The 17602-nt window shown below is 46.7% G+C and carries 13 protein-coding genes; 1 reads left to right on the top strand and 12 read right to left on the bottom strand.

Annotated features, from left to right (window positions below):
• Positions 1-27: 27 nt before the first annotated feature.
• From LAY41_RS18585 to LAY41_RS18570, 4 genes are all read right to left on the bottom strand, one after another.
• Positions 28-1497: an ADP-ribosylglycohydrolase family protein gene (locus LAY41_RS18585; protein ID WP_249101245.1), complete on the bottom strand. Its 1470-nt coding sequence runs from the start codon at positions 1495-1497 to the stop codon at positions 28-30.
• Between the two features lie 21 nt (positions 1498-1518).
• On the bottom strand, positions 1519-2757 hold the full coding sequence (locus LAY41_RS18580; protein WP_249101241.1) for a glycoside hydrolase family 1 protein: 1239 nt from the start codon (positions 2755-2757) through the stop codon (positions 1519-1521).
• Positions 2757-4697, bottom strand: coding sequence for a glycoside hydrolase family 2 protein (locus tag LAY41_RS18575; protein WP_249101239.1), 1941 nt, complete (start codon positions 4695-4697; stop codon positions 2757-2759). Before LAY41_RS18575 ends, LAY41_RS18580 begins: the two co-directional genes overlap by 1 nt.
• Before the next feature lie 593 nt (positions 4698-5290).
• A complete protein-coding gene (locus tag LAY41_RS18570; RefSeq protein ID WP_249101236.1) occupies positions 5291-5713 on the bottom strand; it encodes an STAS domain-containing protein in 423 nt (140 codons plus the stop codon).
• Positions 5714-5905: 192 nt separating this feature from the next.
• Between LAY41_RS18570 and LAY41_RS18565 the strand changes: the two genes are divergently transcribed.
• A complete protein-coding gene (locus tag LAY41_RS18565; RefSeq protein WP_249101234.1) occupies positions 5906-6307 on the top strand; it encodes a cupin domain-containing protein in 402 nt (133 codons plus the stop codon).
• Between the two features lie 71 nt (positions 6308-6378).
• Here the strand turns inward: LAY41_RS18565 and LAY41_RS18560 are convergent, their stop codons facing one another.
• The 8 genes from LAY41_RS18560 to tal form a co-directional block, all read right to left on the bottom strand.
• On the bottom strand, positions 6379-6972 hold the full coding sequence (locus LAY41_RS18560) for a LabA-like NYN domain-containing protein (RefSeq protein WP_249101552.1): 594 nt from the start codon (positions 6970-6972) through the stop codon (positions 6379-6381).
• 320 nt (positions 6973-7292) lie between these two features.
• Positions 7293-8429, bottom strand: coding sequence for a UDP-galactopyranose mutase (glf, locus tag LAY41_RS18555; protein ID WP_249101231.1), 1137 nt, complete (start codon positions 8427-8429; stop codon positions 7293-7295).
• Between the two features lie 87 nt (positions 8430-8516).
• On the bottom strand, positions 8517-9812 hold the full coding sequence (locus tag LAY41_RS18550) for a glycosyltransferase family 1 protein (protein WP_249101228.1): 1296 nt from the start codon (positions 9810-9812) through the stop codon (positions 8517-8519).
• A 595-nt stretch (positions 9813-10407) separates the two neighbouring features.
• On the bottom strand, positions 10408-11805 hold the full coding sequence (locus LAY41_RS18545; RefSeq protein WP_249101225.1) for a cobyrinic acid a,c-diamide synthase CobB: 1398 nt from the start codon (positions 11803-11805) through the stop codon (positions 10408-10410).
• Between the two features lie 336 nt (positions 11806-12141).
• A complete protein-coding gene (opcA, locus tag LAY41_RS18540; protein WP_249101222.1) occupies positions 12142-13515 on the bottom strand; it encodes a glucose-6-phosphate dehydrogenase assembly protein OpcA in 1374 nt (457 codons plus the stop codon).
• 108 nt (positions 13516-13623) lie between these two features.
• Positions 13624-15153, bottom strand: coding sequence for a glucose-6-phosphate dehydrogenase (gene zwf / locus LAY41_RS18535; protein ID WP_249101219.1), 1530 nt, complete (start codon positions 15151-15153; stop codon positions 13624-13626).
• 3 nt (positions 15154-15156) lie between these two features.
• Positions 15157-16059 (bottom strand): MICOS complex subunit MIC60, encoded by a 903-nt coding sequence (locus tag LAY41_RS18530; protein WP_249101217.1) that lies wholly within the window; start codon positions 16057-16059, stop codon positions 15157-15159.
• 213 nt (positions 16060-16272) lie between these two features.
• Positions 16273-17418, bottom strand: coding sequence for a transaldolase (tal, locus tag LAY41_RS18525; protein ID WP_249101214.1), 1146 nt, complete (start codon positions 17416-17418; stop codon positions 16273-16275).
• Between the last annotated feature and the right edge of the window lie 184 nt (positions 17419-17602).

The raw sequence follows: 17602 nt of genomic DNA, 5'->3' as shown, positions 1-17602 counted from the left end.
CAACCCAACCTACCCTACCATTAGCTATTAGCAGTCTGTAGTTTCCCACTGTTGAACTAGAGGAATTAGTTGCTCTACTTTTCTATCCAGTTGTTGCTTATATGCCAACTCCTCTAACCACTGTTGCGGAATGCTAGAATATCCAAACCTTGCTCCTAATAACGCACCAGCAACGGCTGCATTGGTGTCTGCGTCTCCGCCTTCATGGATAATTTGCAGCACCCCATCTTCATAAGAAGCGGCGTGAGTCAGCGCCCAAAATCCTGCTGCCATTGTTTTGAGAGTATACCCCATTTTGTTTGCTTCCCCTAGTGAAAGTGCATCCAATGATTCTGTTGCTGCTTTGTCAAAATACTCCTGAATTAAAGGAGAATAGGGTGCTACTTCTAGTGCTATTTCTTGAATCATATCTTCAATATTAAGATGACCGCGCAATAGGTAACTAATTGCTAAACTAACCGCAACAGATGAGCCAACGCAGCGGGGGTCATAGTGAGTTATTTGGCAAACTTGCTCTGCATTTTGTTTCACTTTTTCGGGAAAAGGATATTCCCAAATTCCTAATACAGATGTTCTCATTACGCCACCATTGGCAGCTGCTTGTTGCTCGGAATCTTCCCAGAATTTTTGGGCTGCTATATAATAGTTTCGATAAACATCAGGTTGGAAAAAATGGCGGGAAAAAAGCACTTCGTAAGTTGTTCTCCCAATGCCGGGATTAGCGGCGGATGCCCATTTATAAAAACGCAGTCCGATATCTAAGACATCGACTTGCTGTTTTTCTACAAGACTATCTAGAATACACAACATTTGATCGGTATCATCTGTCCAATCGCCTACTACCCACGCCGAACGATACCGATCGCGCACAATTTCACTATACCGCCTTAATCCATTTGGATAATATTCTGCAACTTGGGATTTTGATAAACCTTCTGTCCCTAAACCCAAAGCATCGCCAATTGCTTGACCGTAAATAATACCACGAATTTTGTCAGCGATCGCTGTACCCATCAAATTTAAAATATCCGGTTCATTCAGATTTTCTATATTTTTGGTTTTCAATAATCTGGCGATCGCAACAGCCCAATCGCTGTCAATCCATTCCAAGTTAGGGAAGGGAATCACTCTTTCAGCTGTCCAATGGCCGTAACTGAGAGCCATTTCCATCCCAATGGCAGCAATATTGTTGGAAGAGTGAATAATTACAGGGCATTGTGCAGGTTTTGATGCTAAATAATCTACTACATCACGACCAATTCCAGGGTCAAATACTTCCCCATTATGTTTTCTGTTGGGGCCTAGATCGTGATCGAGACTGATGAGGATGCAGTCGTGCAAGTGGTTTGAGAGCCACTCTATCATATCCGGGGCATTGTCGAAGAATACGTGCGACCATTTTGAGAAAGACTCGTTGAGGCGATCGCGCATTGGTGCTATACGCCCTTCGTAATCTTCCAAAACAACTATGAACTCCGTCATGATAACTGCATCCATCAAGTTTTTTAAGGGTTTGTCCTAACTCTTGCTCAGCATTGGCTCAATTTGCTGTCTTTGGTATTGCAACTCTCGTGCTAAAGGTTGGTAGATTTCGCGATCGCCTACCTCGTTAGGATAATCCCAAAGGCCGTTGTGGCAGTGGCGATCGTCATCCCAACCCGGATGGTTAACAATTGGATACAAGCACAGGCCATCAATGGGAATACCCATCTGAATGGCGGCGACTACCTCACTGCATACATAGTTAAACCATGTAGGACGAAAATTATCCTCAGTCCCCGTTTCAGCTATAAACAGAGGGCGTTCGTAACGTTCGTAAACCTCCTGTAACATATACCTGAAGGGGGTATACAGGGGGTCGTCCAGCTTCATGGGGTCTTGATTGTGAATCCACTGGTTGCGATCGTAATAATTTACCCCAATAATATCCAGATATTTTTCCTTACCGCCCAGTTCGTGTCGTTGACGCCCAGCCAGCATATCCCATCCTTGGTACTGGGATAAGCGGTAGTCCTCCGCAAGAATACGATCTTTCAATTTTTTGGGATCGGCAATAATATTGATTGCCGGGTCAATATGGACAATTCTGGCACTAGGATTAATATGCCAGACTGCTTCTATGGCTGCGATCGCCGATCGCACCAATTGTGCTTTTAGTTCATCCCCCCGTTTTTTGCAAAACGGATTGATATAAGCTGCATCGCCACCCGCCCAAGAAACGAATGAAATCTCGTTGACAGGGCAAATAAAAGGTACTGTGTCAGTTTCGCTACTTAGCACTTCCATAAAGGCAAGCACCATACGTTCAAAACGTTCGATAAAAGCTGGACTGAAGATATCAATATCATCAGGCCATCCGTAGTGGAAGAGATCCCAGATTACCTGCATACCCATGTCCCGCGCTGTGCGGATCGTGGGCAGCACGCTGGAAAAGTCGTACTTGCCAGGTGTCGGCTCGATCAGGTGCCAGCGAATGCCTTCGCGAACAGTTAATATACCTTGCTCTTGTAAACGTTTGTAGTCGGCGGCAAGAAACTTATCGTGTCCGGTGGCTGCAACTACGTCTAGACGTTTTCCGGATGGCAAGCGATGGGTGGAACATTCAAAGCCACCGATAAAAAAACTCTCAAAGATGCTCATCGGTAATTGGTAATTGGTAATTGGTAATCGGTCAGGGGTAGTAGGCAGTAGGTGGTGGGGAAGAAGGGAGGGGGAAAAGTTAAGGGAAAATACCCCTTTCCCCTTAACTTTTCCCATTACCCATTCCCATTCCCATTAGCTTTCAAAAGGTCAACTTCTGACCATTTTGCTTCATGGGCTTCTGGTAGTGCATCTTCCTCTTCGGTAGTCCAGCCAAGAGTTGCTGCTTTAATCGCCTCAATAGAAAACTTCGGCGTGCGATCGGCATACAATAGACCGTTAGCTTCCTGGAAGGTATCCGTTAGCTGCGTGTAGCAAAAGCCGCTGAACATTTCCACCTTGTTGACCCCATTTAGCAAGGCGGTATAGTTCTTTTGCAACTCCGAGACATTTGAAAATTGCGCGTATCCCCAGATTTTGTCAGCATTGGGGGTTTCCCTTGCGGCATAGGCTATCCCACCAAACTCGGTGAGCATTACTGGCTGTCCGCTATGAGGATAACCATCCAGCGTCAGGACGCGACCTCCCGGACGGCGGCGATCGAAGAGTTCCGTTATGTTAACTTGAGGCCCGTAGCGCTTTGCTAAGCTCTTGGCCTTGTTGCGATCGTGAACTCCGTAGTCGTGGATACCAATGATGTCAGTTGCCGTACTCTCCCAGCCGTCGTTGCCAATCACCGGACGAGTCGGGTCTAGGGTTTTGGTCAAGTGGTAGAGTGCTTGGACATAGTTACGGTGAGCCGCCGTCGCCGTCAGGTCGGGAACTCCCCAAGATTCGTTGAAGGGCACCCACACCACGATGCACGGGTGGCTGGAATCCCGCTGGATTACCTCAGTCCATTCTTTGGTGATCCTTTCTACGGCTTTGGGAGTGAATCGATAGGCGCTGGGCATTTCTTCCCAGACCATCAGACCGAGTACATCCGCCCAGTACAAGAAGCGAGGATCTTCAATTTTTTGGTGCTTGCGGACACCGTTGAAGCCCATTGCTTTGACTAGCTCGACATCCTGCCGCAGTGCCTCATCTGAGGGCGCGGTAGTCAGCGTGTCGGGCCAGTAGCCTTGGTCTAGAACTAGGCGCAGATAGTAGGGATGCCCGTTGAGCATGAAGCGATCGCGCTGTATACTCACCGTCCGCATTGCTGTATAAGACTTTACTTCATCAAGTAGAGTGTCATTATGCCACAGTTGCACCTTTACATCTATTAAAGTTGGTTTTTCGGGACTCCACAACAACTCGTTACGGTAGTCGTCGATACCAGGGTCAGAAAGTGCGATGCGTCGGTGGATCTCGCCGTTGATCACTTCGTAGGTATCGTTCACCAGCAGTTGGCAGCCAACTGTCAGTTTGACTTTTATTTGGATACCATCGTCCAGTGCGCCCGCAACAAAAGCTTCAAAGCCAATTTCCCAGCGATCGAAATGCGGCGTCCAGCGTATACGATCAATATAAGTGCTGGGAACAACCTCAGCCCAAACCGTCTGCCAGATACCGCTGGTACGCGGATACCAAATACTGTGCGGTTCGAGCTGCCAATCCTGCTTTCCACGGGGCTTGGCTAAATCGTGCGGGTCGTCCTGCGCCCAGACTGTGACTTTCTGCGGCCCATTTTCATTCAATACAGGTGTAATATCGATGCTGAAAGGGGTGTATCCGCCTTCATGTTCCGCCATAAATTGACCGTTGACCCACACGCGGGCGTGATAGTCTACAGCCCCGAAGTGCAGTAGCACCCGACCTTCACCTTTGTCTACCTCAAATTCGCGTTCGTACCAGCAGTTCGGGTGAAAACCCCTGTCGCCTATACCGCTCTTGGCAGATTCCGGAGCGAAGGGAACTTCAATTGTATGAGTCCAGTTAGGAATATCAGTGGGTTTTGTAAATCTTCCCCGATCGTCAAAAGTAAAGCTCCAAAGGCCGTTTAGGCAAATCCAGTTGGCCCGCTCTAACTGCGGACGCGGATAAGCTGTTTCAGGCTGGGAAACAACAGCGCCGTTGTTGCGATCGGTGGGATTTTTCACATAACAATCTTCAAGCCACTTACCAAAAGTGTTCATAAGAGACATCTACCATAGGTTATATCTCTATCTTACCCATTGGTATCCGAGCTGTAACTATTTTTGGTAAATTATTTGAAAAAAATTTTAAGCCTTACAGAATCGTAATTCTTAGTGATGAGTCCGTTTTTAAGCTAGTTTTTTTCTTAATATAGCCACAGTCACATAGGTTAGGACAGTATCGATCGCTTAAAGCAAGGAAGCGACTGTGTTTGTACTAAAGCCGAAGCACTTTGCTATAGCAGTTTCGTTTTGAGCAAATATAGTTCCCCCTTTCCTCGCTTTCTCGCAGTCCCCAGAAGCAGCCTTGGACTCATATAAGAACCGCTACAATGTGGTTTTAGCGATCGTTTAGATGGCTTGACCTCAAAACAAGTAAGCTCCAAGCTGCTATACAGATACAGCTTAGAGCTTAGAAAAGTTATTACTATTTCAGGTTTTTGGCTTTTATAGCCACAGTCACATCGGTTAGGACAGTATTAAACGCTCAAAGCAAGACGGGGACTGTGTTTTTACTAAAGCCGAAGCACTAAGCCTTTATCACTTTGCTATACATTTGGTCGGCTGGCTAAATCCTAAAATTGACCAGAGACCTATTTTTTTAGCAGCATTCTGCTATTAAATTCATCCAGACTAGCAAAAACTTGAAAGACCAGATCCAAGCCGGTAAGTTCAAATAATATTCTGACCTGCTCGTTCAAAGAGCAGATGAACAAGTTACAGCCAGCGGATCGAATCAATTTGAATGCTTCCACTAAAACCATTAATCCAGAACTGGTAATAGATGTTAGATTCTTCAAATCCAGCAAAACAATATTGGCACCAGCCTTGACAACATCCTCGATTTCTTGATGAAACTGAGTAGCCATATTGCTGTCCAAAACATCAGGATACTGGACAACTTTAACAACCTGACTCATATCCCAAACCTCAATAAGTAGTAATAGTTTTTCGATTTCGGCTAATTTACGTTGAGTAGCCCTTCTTTTAAAATCTATCATTCCTGTTATATCCATTCCTCTATCTGTAGGCATGGGTCTGCATACAAAAGTAGTATTCTATAAACATTAATTTGACAATGCTATTCAGAAAATATAAATCCTAAACTGCTTTTAAGATTATTTTGTATTCAGGAACACAAACTCAGTTAGCATTAAACCTATTCTTTTGGTAGAAATGAACTAGCCTTTCGATAGTTGAATTAGTAAATGCAAGCTAAAATTGTCTTTGGAAACGCCGATATTGAAGGTGCGAGTCGCTGGGGTTGGTTCATCGGTCATTTTGTAACTCCGACCGACGATCCCCGTTCAACCTCAGATCTAGAAGTGAAATGGGGAGTTCACCCAGCCGGAGAGGGTAGATCTCAGTGGGGAATGAACGCCCAAGCAACCACACTTTCCATTCTTATTAAAGGACGATTCCGCGTTCAGTTTCCCGATCGAGAAGTTGTACTATCCCGCGAAGGAGATTATGTTCTCTGGTCTCCTGGTGTGTCTCATTGTTGGTTGGCTGAGGAAGATTCTACTATTTTGAGTGTCCGATGGCCATCCCAGCCAGGAGATACCGTAGCAATGTCAACGCAGTCTCAGGTAAATGAGGAAAACTTGTAGATTGTTAAATTCCTAATTTTATAAACATTTTTGGTCATCTTTTGGCGCACTATTAAATTTGATATCATAACTCAGTCAAAACTATTTGGCAGATTACCATCGCTTATTTGTTCTTCTACCTGAATGCCAGAGAAAGATCGGTAATAATAGCCTGTTGCCGGAGTCTTTCGCACATCTTCTTTAATGGCATCCAAATCAATGTAACTGTCAGCAACATTCAGCAAGATTTCGCTAGTCATAGACCGCAGACCAAGGACTTCAACCCGCGCGCCTCGGTAACTAACTGCATTAACGGCATAGGCTAGATCTCCATCACCGCTGACTAAGATGGCAGTATCGTAGTATTCGGCCAAAGTTACCATATCTACAGCAATTTCCACGTCCAGATTACCTTTTTTAGAGCCGTCTGGAAGCTGGATTATATCTCTACTAATCACGCGGTAGCCGTGACGACGCATCCAGTGCAAAAAACCCTGCTGCTTTTCATTCGTCGGATCTACTCCGGTGTAAAATAAACAGCGCAACAGCGGAGAACCATTAGTTAAATAGCAAAGAAGTTTGAGGTAGTCAATTTCAATGCCTAGTTCTAAAGCTGCATAAAATAAATTCGAGCCATCTATAAAAATAGCAATACGACCGCGATTTGAGCGATTTAAAACAGCCATGTCGCTAGCATTAGCTTGAGAATAAGAGGATATTTCAGGATCGGTATACTGCATCTCTATTGCTGCTTTATGGTGGATTACTCTACTGCTGTCTATGGTTTTTCGATCGGGCAGTAGAGGCTTGATTGGCTCTATGGCTTTTGTCGAGGATTCGTTAATGGGCGATCGCGTCGGGTGCGATAAGCGTGTTTGCTTAAAAATATACATCAGTTTATTACTCCCTGAATGTCCTTTTTATGCAAGAATGTTTTAATGCAAAAAGGAAAACACAAAGGAGCAATACCTTTTTGTTTTCCCTTATTTATTGCCGAACCAGCGTTCTAAACGGTCAGAGCATGACCGTTCTCGATATGCTGCTCCAAAGTGCTACGTGCGATTAGGTTAGAGTACATTGTGAGAGCCTGAGCCACAACCTGATCCATATTGTAATACTTGTACGTCGCCAACCGTCCCACGAAATGCACATGGGGAGTTGCTTCAGCCAACGCCTTGTATTTCTTGTAGATTTCGGCATTTTCTGGGCGCGGTACAGGGTAGTAAGGGTCTCCCTCAGCACGCGGCAACTCGTAGACAATGCTAGTTTTCCCGTGTGACTGTCCCGTCAGATACTTGAACTCCGTAACGCGGGTGTATGGATGTTCGTTAGGATAGTTCACCACTGGCGCTGGTTGATACGTCGGTGTATTGTGCGTTTCGTGCTTAAATTCCAGCGATCGATAAGGTAACTTCCCGAAGCGGTAATCGAAGAAGGCATCAACTGGCCCTGTATACACCATTTCCCGATACGGAATCACATCCTGAATCTCCCGGTAATCGGTGTTGAGCATCACCTTGATGTTCGGATGAGACAACATCTTCTCGAACATTCGGGTATAGCCGTGTAGCGGCATTGCCTGATACGAGTCCGTGAAATATCGATCGTCCCGGTTCGTCCGGGTTGGCACGCGGGCGATCACAGACTTGTCCAGTTCAGAGGGGTCCATACCCCATTGCTTGCGAGTGTAGTTGCGGAAAAACTTCTCGTAGAGTTCCCGACCCACTTTGCTGACAACTACATCTTCTGAGGTGCGGATATATTCTTTTGGTTCAGCTACCGACTCGAAAAACTTGGTCAACTCGAATGAGTTAAGATTGAGCCCGTAAAGCTTATTGACAGTATCGAGGTTAATCGGAATTGGCAGTAGCTGACCATCCACGCTGGCAAGTACGCGATGCTCGTATTGTCGCCACTCGGTGAAGTTCGAGAGATACTCGAATACTTCGCGGGAGTTGGTGTGAAAGATGTGCGGGCCGTATTTATGCACGAGAATACCGGCATCATCATAATGGTCGTAGGCATTCCCGCCGATGTGATTGCGAGTATCAACAATGAGAATTTTTTTGCCAAGTTGAGTGGCAAGTCTCTCTGCAAGGACGCTTCCAGAGAATCCCGCTCCGACAATTAGGTAATCGAACATAGTTAGTTAATTGCTGATAGGTGAAGAGAATTTGAAATTTTAGATTGAAAAATTCAAGCTTGAATTTTTCAATCTTGAAATTACTAATTACTTAGTGACCGCTGACTGCATCAGTTCCGTCATGCGATCCCAAGTGCGATCCCAAGAGTTTTGTGCTAGGAAGGTATCAACGCTTAAGAGCCATCCCGATTGATGAGGATTTTCATTGAGCGCCGTCTCAGCTGCTGCAACAAAGTCTGCAACTGTATCTGCAATTCGCACCAAACCGTTCTCTCCGTAGGGGCGAACAACATCCCGGATTGAGGTAGACACAACTGGCTTACCTGCGGCGAGGTATTCGGGAGTTTTGGTAGGGCTAATAAACCTTGTTGAGGAGTTGCGTGCAAACGGCAGCATCGCTACATCCCACCCGGCAAGATATGCAGGCAACTCTTTATATGATTTGCCCCCAAGATAATGAATATTTTGGGGGCGCGGCAATATTGCTGGATCGATTTTGACAACTGGGCCGATGATAACTAGATGCCAGTCGGGTCTCGCTGCGGCAATGCCTCCAAGCAGTTCGATATCCATCCGTTCGTCTATCACGCCAAAGAATCCCAGGCGGGGATGGGGAATATCTGCTTGGTCTGCTGGATCTGCTGTGAAGTTTCTCGCCTGTGCAAAGTGCGCCTTTTCGATGCTACTGGGAAATGCGTAGACGTTCGGGTGGCGATCGCGTTTTGCTTCGTAAAGGCTTTGTCCACCTGTAAACACTATGTCGGCACGCTTGAGGAGTTCAGCTTCGGATTCCCTCATCGCAGGCGGCGCTCCGTTGAATGCGGACAGCTCGTCCATGCAATCGTACACGATCGCTAACGGCTTTAAGTGGCGCGTGAATGCCATAGCCATCGGTGTGTAGTACCAAAATATGTACTGACCGATCTGGCGTTCTGCAAATAACTCGCCCAGCAGCATTTGTAGAGCTGTATTTACTTCTGACTGACTCAATCCTTCTTTCAAGTGCGGCACCACAACCCAAACCCCACTCTCGCGCCTGCCGATATCCAGTCGCCCTGAAGAGTCGCTGCTAAAAATTGGCTCTTCGATAAAGAATACACGCCGTTCTTTTGCACAGCGGCTCAGAAGATGTTGCGGTCTTTGGTACACAAAATCCCAGCGCAAATGTGACAAGCAGACTAGATCGGGCGGCTCGGTCAGGGAAGGTGCAACAACCTTAAAATGCTTGTTGGACGAGTCAATCTTCAATTTGGAAGTAGGTATGGATGGCGATTCAGCTTGCATATATAGCTGGACTTCGTCCTGCTGCGCTAACGCTTCACGCTTCTCCCCTGACACAACATTGCTAATATCGTTCTTTATTTGAGCTTTGTGTGGGGACATAGTTAGCCTCTGATATTGGTTAAGCGTATTTTTCGAGATGTCTTAGCAAATGGATATGGGAATTTTGCTTGGAAACCTCCAAGCACAAGTTATACAAGGATGATCATCGTGAAAAGATCGCTCGCACGGCGTTTGCCTGGGAGAATCGCTGTTTTACTTACGGCTTTGATAACTCGCGAGGCAGTTGTTCATTCTTCAATTTGCTACTGATAGCAATGTTATAAGCTTTTATCAAGCTCAGCTTCTCCCTGAAGGATGAAACTATTACTACTGCTGGCAAAAATATTTACTGACTTTCTGCCTAAACTGTCCTGAAGGAAAAGCTGCTTCTACCTAAAGTATAAACTTTACGTTCAATAAAGTGGTGATTTCTAATACAAAAAACTTTTATGTTTAGTGCTAAGTAATTTTCCAGTCTTTCTCTGTCTCTTGAATGATATAGATTACGCCTAAAGGCGTAGGAGCCTTTTAAGTCTATAGGCAGGGATTTCTCATTTCGTAAGTAGCTACTATCAAGCCATGACAGCAATGTTGAGATTTGTTTAGGAGCCTGAGCTATTCCCCGCAAGGAAGCGACTGTGTTTGCACTCAGGACTCAGCACTCAGGACTCAGCACTTTGAAAAAGTGAGAACAGTGCTGCAAAAACCGAGATGGAATTTGTGGACTCCCAGCAAAATGAAGATGCACGTAAGAAGCATGAACTTGTTGCAACTGCCATCCTTCTTGTGTTGGTAAACTTTGGGAATTATACCCTCGTACTTCAAACAAAGGTGTTTCCGGTGCTTTAGATAAACTAGAGCGGTGAAACTCATGACCCCAAACTGTTGCCCCAGCTGGTAGGAGGGGACTGTCTTGCAATGCAGTTGCCTGTCGATAACCTAATGTTAGACGCTCACCCATTACAGCTGTTGTAGGCAATACTCCGATCATAGGCCAAGATTGCCCATTAAAATCAACTATTTGCTCGCATAAATACATTAAACCGCCACACTCTGCATAAGTGGGCATTCCAGATAGAATCGCCGCCCGAACGGCATTGCGTGCTGAGCAATTTGACGATAATTCTTGTGCAAATATTTCTGGGAAACCACCCCCAAAATATAGTCCTTGGACTCCCGCAGGTATTTCTGGATCGGTGAGTGGACTCCAAGGCACCAGTTGGGCCCCTAACTGTTCTAGCAACTCTAGGTTATCTGCGTAATAGAAATTGAAGGCCCGATCGCACGCGATCGCGATTTTGGATTTTGGATTTTGGATTTTGGATTGGAAATTGGGAATTGGTAATTCTTTTTTGCATCTCAGTAGGGGCAACAGCTGTTCCCAATCAAAACAGGTGTCTCCCAAATGTGCAAGTCGATCTATTATAATATCTAACTGGGGAAGTTCTGCTGTGGGCACTAAACCGAGATGTCGGTCACCAATTGTAATATTATCCTGACGCCGCAATACTCCCAGAATGGGTAGATTTAAAGGTTCGAGGGCATCTTTGAGAAGTTCCAGATGGCGATCGCTCCCTACCCGATTTAACACTACCCCAGCTAATTTAATACTGGGGTCGAAAGAACGATAGCCATGTGCTAGAGCCGCCACCGATCCCGATAACCGACTGCAATCAATTACCAGCACTACGGGCAAGTTTAGCAGATGTGCAATGTGAGCCGTACTGGCTTCATGGATCGTCCTCGGCTGAGATTCTTCCCCATACCCCTTCACGCCATCAAATAAACCCATTACTCCTTCCACCAAGGCATATTCTACGCCTTGAGTATGGCGGGCAAAACATTGCTGCGGGTAAGACAAATTTGTCAAAACCGGGTCTAAATTGCGACAAGGTAACCCGGTAACATACTGATGAAACATCGGGTCGATGTAGTCAGGGCCAACCTTAAAAGATTGAACATTGAGATTCCGACGCTTCAAAGAGGCCAGCAGGGCGAGTGTGACTGTTGTCTTGCCCACCCCGCTGCGTTCGCCTGCGATAATTAAAGCCATTTTTAGGGGCTAGGCAAGAGGGAAGAGGAAAGAGGGAATTTCATATCATGTCCTTACGCATCGGTTACCTAAAAAATTCCTGTTCTTATTCTTATCTGCGTTCCGGAGCGTTCCAGAGTCTACCCTACGGGAAGGCGAAGCGCCTACATCTGCGGTAAAATTTTAACCTAACGATGACAGACAATTTGACGATATCACTCATGTACTAAAGATGCAACCAAACTTGATATCAGATTTAAAATTTTAGATTAAAGAATTGAAAATTGAAAGAGAAAATTTTAGATTTCAGATTTCTTTTTTGAAATCTAAAATCTAAAATCTAAAATCTAAAATTCCCTAGCCTCCTACCAATTTGAGAATAGCAGCCGTGACAGCCATGCTTTCCTCGTAAAGACGATCGCGACCCCAGCGTTGTAACTGCTGACCGAGCAAGTTTTCCGCCTTTTGGTCAAAAAGCGGCGTTACTTGTTGAATGCGACAGGATTGGGCCCCGCCGCCAGCTTCCATCCGCATACAACCGCCCGTTTCGGAACACAAAACGGTACAGCAGTCAGCGTTCGCGTTCGTAGAGGTCAAACGCAGGGCAATTAGGTCGCCGGGTATATCTCCTGAATCTGCGGTGGGAATTGCCGCCAGTTCTGCTTCTATTTGTCGCCCATCGGCAGCCACGAACTGAATGCGCTCGATCTCGTAGTCGCCGCCTTCCTGTTGATGAGAGACGGGTTGCCATTGCAACCGACTTGCCAGCCAACCCAAATACATGAGTGGCTGAGTGGGATTGCCTTTTTCGTAGTCTAGAGTTACGCGATCGATCTCCTTGATAGAAGCACGACGTTCGGGTGGGTCAAACGCTTCTGCGCTCAACTCTTGCCATGCGGCTAGACGACGCCAGTTCAGGTCGGAAATGGGAATGCCAGACTCTAGCAAGCTTTGCACTTGCAGCAACTCTGCCTTTGGATCGTTGAAGTGACTGGAGTCAATAATAATTGAATTGCAAGACTCTGACAGTCGCTTGAATAGGCTGTTTTCCAGGTCTGGTGTTGCCTTCCACCAGAGGAATTTGGGCAGATCGCCGATCAGTAGTGCAGGAAGCATTCCGGCAATACGTTCTATTGCTGCTTCGGTACCTCTGAGGGTGATGTATTCGCAGCAGATCAGGCTACCGCCAGTTTGCTTTTGCACGGGACAGTAGGCGGATACCTGAGCTGTCACGCCTTCATCTTCTCCTGCCATTGGGCAAAGGGCGAGGATGCGGCAGGGGTTGGCTGCGGCTATAGCATCGGCTACACCAGAACCGCCAGCATCTTGGGCATACTGGGGAATCGCTGAGCCGTTAACATCTAGTGTGACTGCCTGCCCCCGTTTTTTAGCAACTTCTTCTCGCAGTCGAGCTACTGTTTCCGGATTCGACTTCCCTGTCACTGGCAGTTTGAAGCTTTTCTGGGCAGCCTCCAGGGCTGAGTCGGTGCGCGGCCCATCAATTCCATCGATCGGCCCGGTGTAAAATCCCAAAGCTGCTAATAGTTGTTGAGTTTCTTCTGGTTCGTAAACTACTAAGCTAAATGTCGCAGCTCTAGTTGCAGCAGGATAAGCACCGTCACCGGTACTGCTGTAACTTTGCCAAATTTGACTGAGTTCTGACTCAATCTCGCTGATGGAGATATCCTTTGGCGGCTGCAAGGAAACGAGCGGAGCGGATTTTGTAGCCATAATCTTATTTTGGATGAAAGGAACGGAATTGAAAAAGAATGTTAGATGTTAGACTTTAGATTTCAGATTTGTTTAAATTTGAAATCTAAAATCTAACATTTGAAATTCTTAAAGTCTGCGCCACCGACGACCATCGCGGTTAATCAGGTGTTCGGCTTCGGCTGGTTCCCAAGTTCCCGCTTCATACTGAGGAATCTTAGCTGGATCTGTGGGTGCTTCCCAGACTGTGAGCGCTGGTGTCACCACCCGCCAAGCTTCTTCCACTTCATCGGCACGGGTAAAGAGAGTTTGGTCGCCGATCATGCAGTCTAGTAATAAGCGATCGTATGCGTCGCCACTCGTCTGTCCAAAAGCCGCACCATATCGGAAGTCCATCTCGACGGTACGACTTCGCACTTCCAGTCCTGGCATTTTTACTTCAAAACGCAAAGCAATTCCCTCATTCGGCTGAATCCGCATAATCAGCACGTTGGCATTAACTTGTTGCGCTGCTGATTGAAACAACAAATAAGGCACTTCCCGAAACTGGATGGCAATCTCCGATACTTTTTTCGGTAGCCGCTTGCCAGTTCTCAGGTAAAACGGCACTCCTTGCCAGCGCCAGTTATCAATCAGAAATTTCATCGCCACATACGTTGGTGTGGTGGAATTCGGATTGACTCCCGGCTCTTGTCGATATCCCGCCGCAGGTTGACCCTTCATCCAACCACCAGCATACTGGGCTCGGATGGCTGAGTACTCCAGATTACGCACATCTGCCAGGTGGGTAGCTTGAATTACTTTAACTTTTTCACCGCGAACGCTATCGGCATCTAGGGAGTTGGGCGGCTCCATTGCGGTGAGACAAAATAGTTGCATTAGGTGGTTCTGCACCATGTCGCGCAACGCCCCGGAGGTTTCGTAGTAGCCAGCGCGGTCTTCTACTCCTACTGTTTCTGCTACGGTGATCTGGACGTGATCGACGAACTGGCGATTCCATAATGGTTCAAAAATCGCGTTGGCAAAGCGAAATACGAGTAAGTTTTGAACGGTTTCTTTGCCCAGATAGTGGTCGATGCGATAGACTTGCTCTTCTTTGCAGGTTTGACGCACTACTCGGTTGAGGCTGCGGGCTGAACTCAAATCGCGACCAAAGGGCTTTTCGATCACCAGTCGGGTTTTAATGGGATCTTCGAGCATCTGTGCTGTCCCTAACTGGCGAATCGCTTCTGGAAAGAAGTTAGGAGAAACGGCTAGGTAGAAAACCCGATTTCCCCGCGTGCCCCGTTGACCATCCAGTTCGCTGAGGAATTGTTTCAGTTTCTGATAGCTTTCCGGGTTGTCCATATCGCCGGGGCAGTAGAACAAGCCTTGGGCAAAGTCTTGCCAGACTTCCTCAGAACCAATGCCATCGGAGAACTGCTCAATTCCTTCTCGCATTTGTTCGCGAAAGTAATCGTGGCTCCAATTCCTACGGGCCACACCTACGATGGTGATTTCTGGGGGCAGTCGGCGATCGCGTTTGAGATGATAAATCGCTGGTACCAGTTTGCGTTGTGTGAGGTCGCCGGATGCCCCAAAGATGACGATGATCAGGGGTTCTGGTGTCCGTTCTTGTTGTAAGCCTACCCGCAGGGGATTTTCTAGGAGTGTTACCATCTTCTATTTTTTTCCTTCTAGAGCATCGAGTCTTGCTAGTACTGCTTCATATTTGGCAGTCATTTCCGCCAGTTGTTGGGTGAGGGAGTTGATTTGCCCCTCATATTCTGCTTTGATTTCAGCCCTGATTTCTTCTCTAAGTTCAGATCTGATTTCAGCCCTAATTTCTTCCCTAAGTTCAGATCTGATTTCTGCTCTAATTTCTTCCCTAAGCTCAGCCCTGACTTCCTCTCTAATTTTCGATCTTTCGTAAGCAAGACGGCGTTCCCAATCAATGTCTCGTTGTCGGAGTTCAGCTTTGAGCTGCCTGTTCTCTTCACGCAACTGCTCTATTTCGGCAGCAACCGCAGCAGTACGGCGTTCCCTGTCCAGATCTCTTTGTCTGATTTGCTCCTTGAGGCGCTGATTTTCCAGGCGCAACTGCCCCAATTCTTCTGAAGTATCCCCAGCAGTTCGCCTTGTTGTTCGGGAAGACACTCGCTCATCAACCAAGCGCTGAACAGCTGCACCAGTGGGGATGCCGTTGGGTGCTAACGCTACTGCTTCTTGCCAAATTTCCAGTTGTATCGCTGGAGGGAGTTGGGTCAAGGGACGGACTTGACGCTCGTTGGTAGGATTTTTGGAACCCATGGGTTCCAAATTTTCCATTACCCGTGCTGCGCCAATAAACCGATTAGCCGTCTGTCTTGCTATGCCCCACTTCTCCTGGCAATAATCCTCAAAGGTTTTGTGGGTTTCCCGATATAGTTTGTTCTCTCGAATCTCGTCGAGAGCCTTACCGACTTCGTAAAAGGTCTGAAGTCCTTGTTGGACGATCGCTTCTAGTTCTTCAAGCCGAAGCCTTTCGGTAGTATCGAGTTGGGCGTTGACACAGTTGCTTTCTAAGATATCGTTTGCAGTTGGCATAACGGTAAATTCCCCGATCGCAATTATTCTCATTTAGGCAAAGGGCTCTTTTAGAGTTGTCATGCTTTTGTTCAAACAAATAACATTTTTATGCCTCTGCCCCTCTGCTCCTCTGCCCCTCTGCCCAAATAGCATAGTAAATACGGAAGAGGCAGATTTCCACTCCCCCTCCCATACCAAAAGAAGGGGGAATGCACAAACGGGAACCTCAACCTAAACTGGCGCTAGCTGTTTAACCTTAGTTTCCAGTGAGTCCATCAGAGATTGGAACGGCTTTACGAATTTATCAATCCCTTCCACCAGCAGTTCATCCATGACTTGATTGATATCGATGTCGATGTCTGGATCTTTGAGACTTTCGATCAGATGGTAGGCTTCTTCCACCCCAGTCTCAATGCGATTGGCAACATCGCAGTGATCGGCGCAAGCTTCAATTGTGTTGGGTGGCAGAGTGTTCACCGTGTCTGGGCCTACTAGCTCATCGACGTACATGACATCGCTGTAGTGAGGGTCTTTGGTGCTGGTGGAAGCCCAAAGGAGCCGCTGAACTTTGGCACCTTTTTGGGCCAATGCTTGCCAGCGATCGCTCTGGATAATCTCCTTATATTTCTGGTAAGCGATTTTGGCATTAGCGATCGCTACCTTACCTTTAACCGCTTTCAGTGCTGCTTCCTTTTCGATCCGGTCAACACCTGAAGAGAGCTTGTCGTCAATGCGCTTATCTATATTAATGTCGATCCGGCTGAGGAAGAAACTCGCTACTGAGGCAATGTTGCCGATCTCCTTACCTTGGGCTGCCCGTTTTTCCAATCCCCGAATATAAGCCCATGCCGTATTCACATAGCTTTCCACGGAGAACAGCAGGGTGACGTTGACATTAATCCCATCTGCGATTACTTGTTCAACCGCAGGCAAACCCGCTGCTGTGCCCGGAATCTTGATCATCACATTTTCGCGACCGATTTCTTGGTAATAGCGGCGGGCTTCTGCGATCGTAGCTTCCGTATCGTGAGCGATCGTAGGTGGCACTTCAATGCTGATGTAACCATCGAGCTTATTCGACTCCTCATACACAGGGCGGAAGATATCGCAAGCGTGGCGGATATCGTCAAAAACCAGAGATTCGTAAATCTTGTAAGTTGGTAGTCCTTCGCTGATGCCATGAGCGATATCGACATCGTAGATCTTATTACCTGCGATCGCCTTCTCAAAAATGGCTGGATTGGAGGTTAGTCCACGAATCCCGCCCTCGTCAATCATTCGTTTGAGTTCGCCGGACTCGATCAAATCGCGAGTCAAATTATCCATCCAGATACTTTGACCGTATTCTTTGATTTCCAATATATGATTGGTTGTCATTGTTTTCCTTTTTTTTACTCGTAACTACTTGTGGTCAGAAGAGGCTCTCTTGCTAGGGGCTAGGGGCTCTCTTGCTAGGGGCTAGGGGCAGAGGGAGAATTTTCTTTCTTTTGACTTTTGACTTTTGACTTTTGACTTTTGACTTTTGACTTTTGACTTTTGACTTTTGACTTTTGACTTTTGA

Source organism: Argonema galeatum A003/A1, assembly GCF_023333595.1.
In the GTDB taxonomy this organism is placed as follows: domain Bacteria; phylum Cyanobacteriota; class Cyanobacteriia; order Cyanobacteriales; family Aerosakkonemataceae; genus Argonema; species Argonema galeatum.
This window is presented reverse-complemented; position numbering and strand designations above follow the sequence as displayed.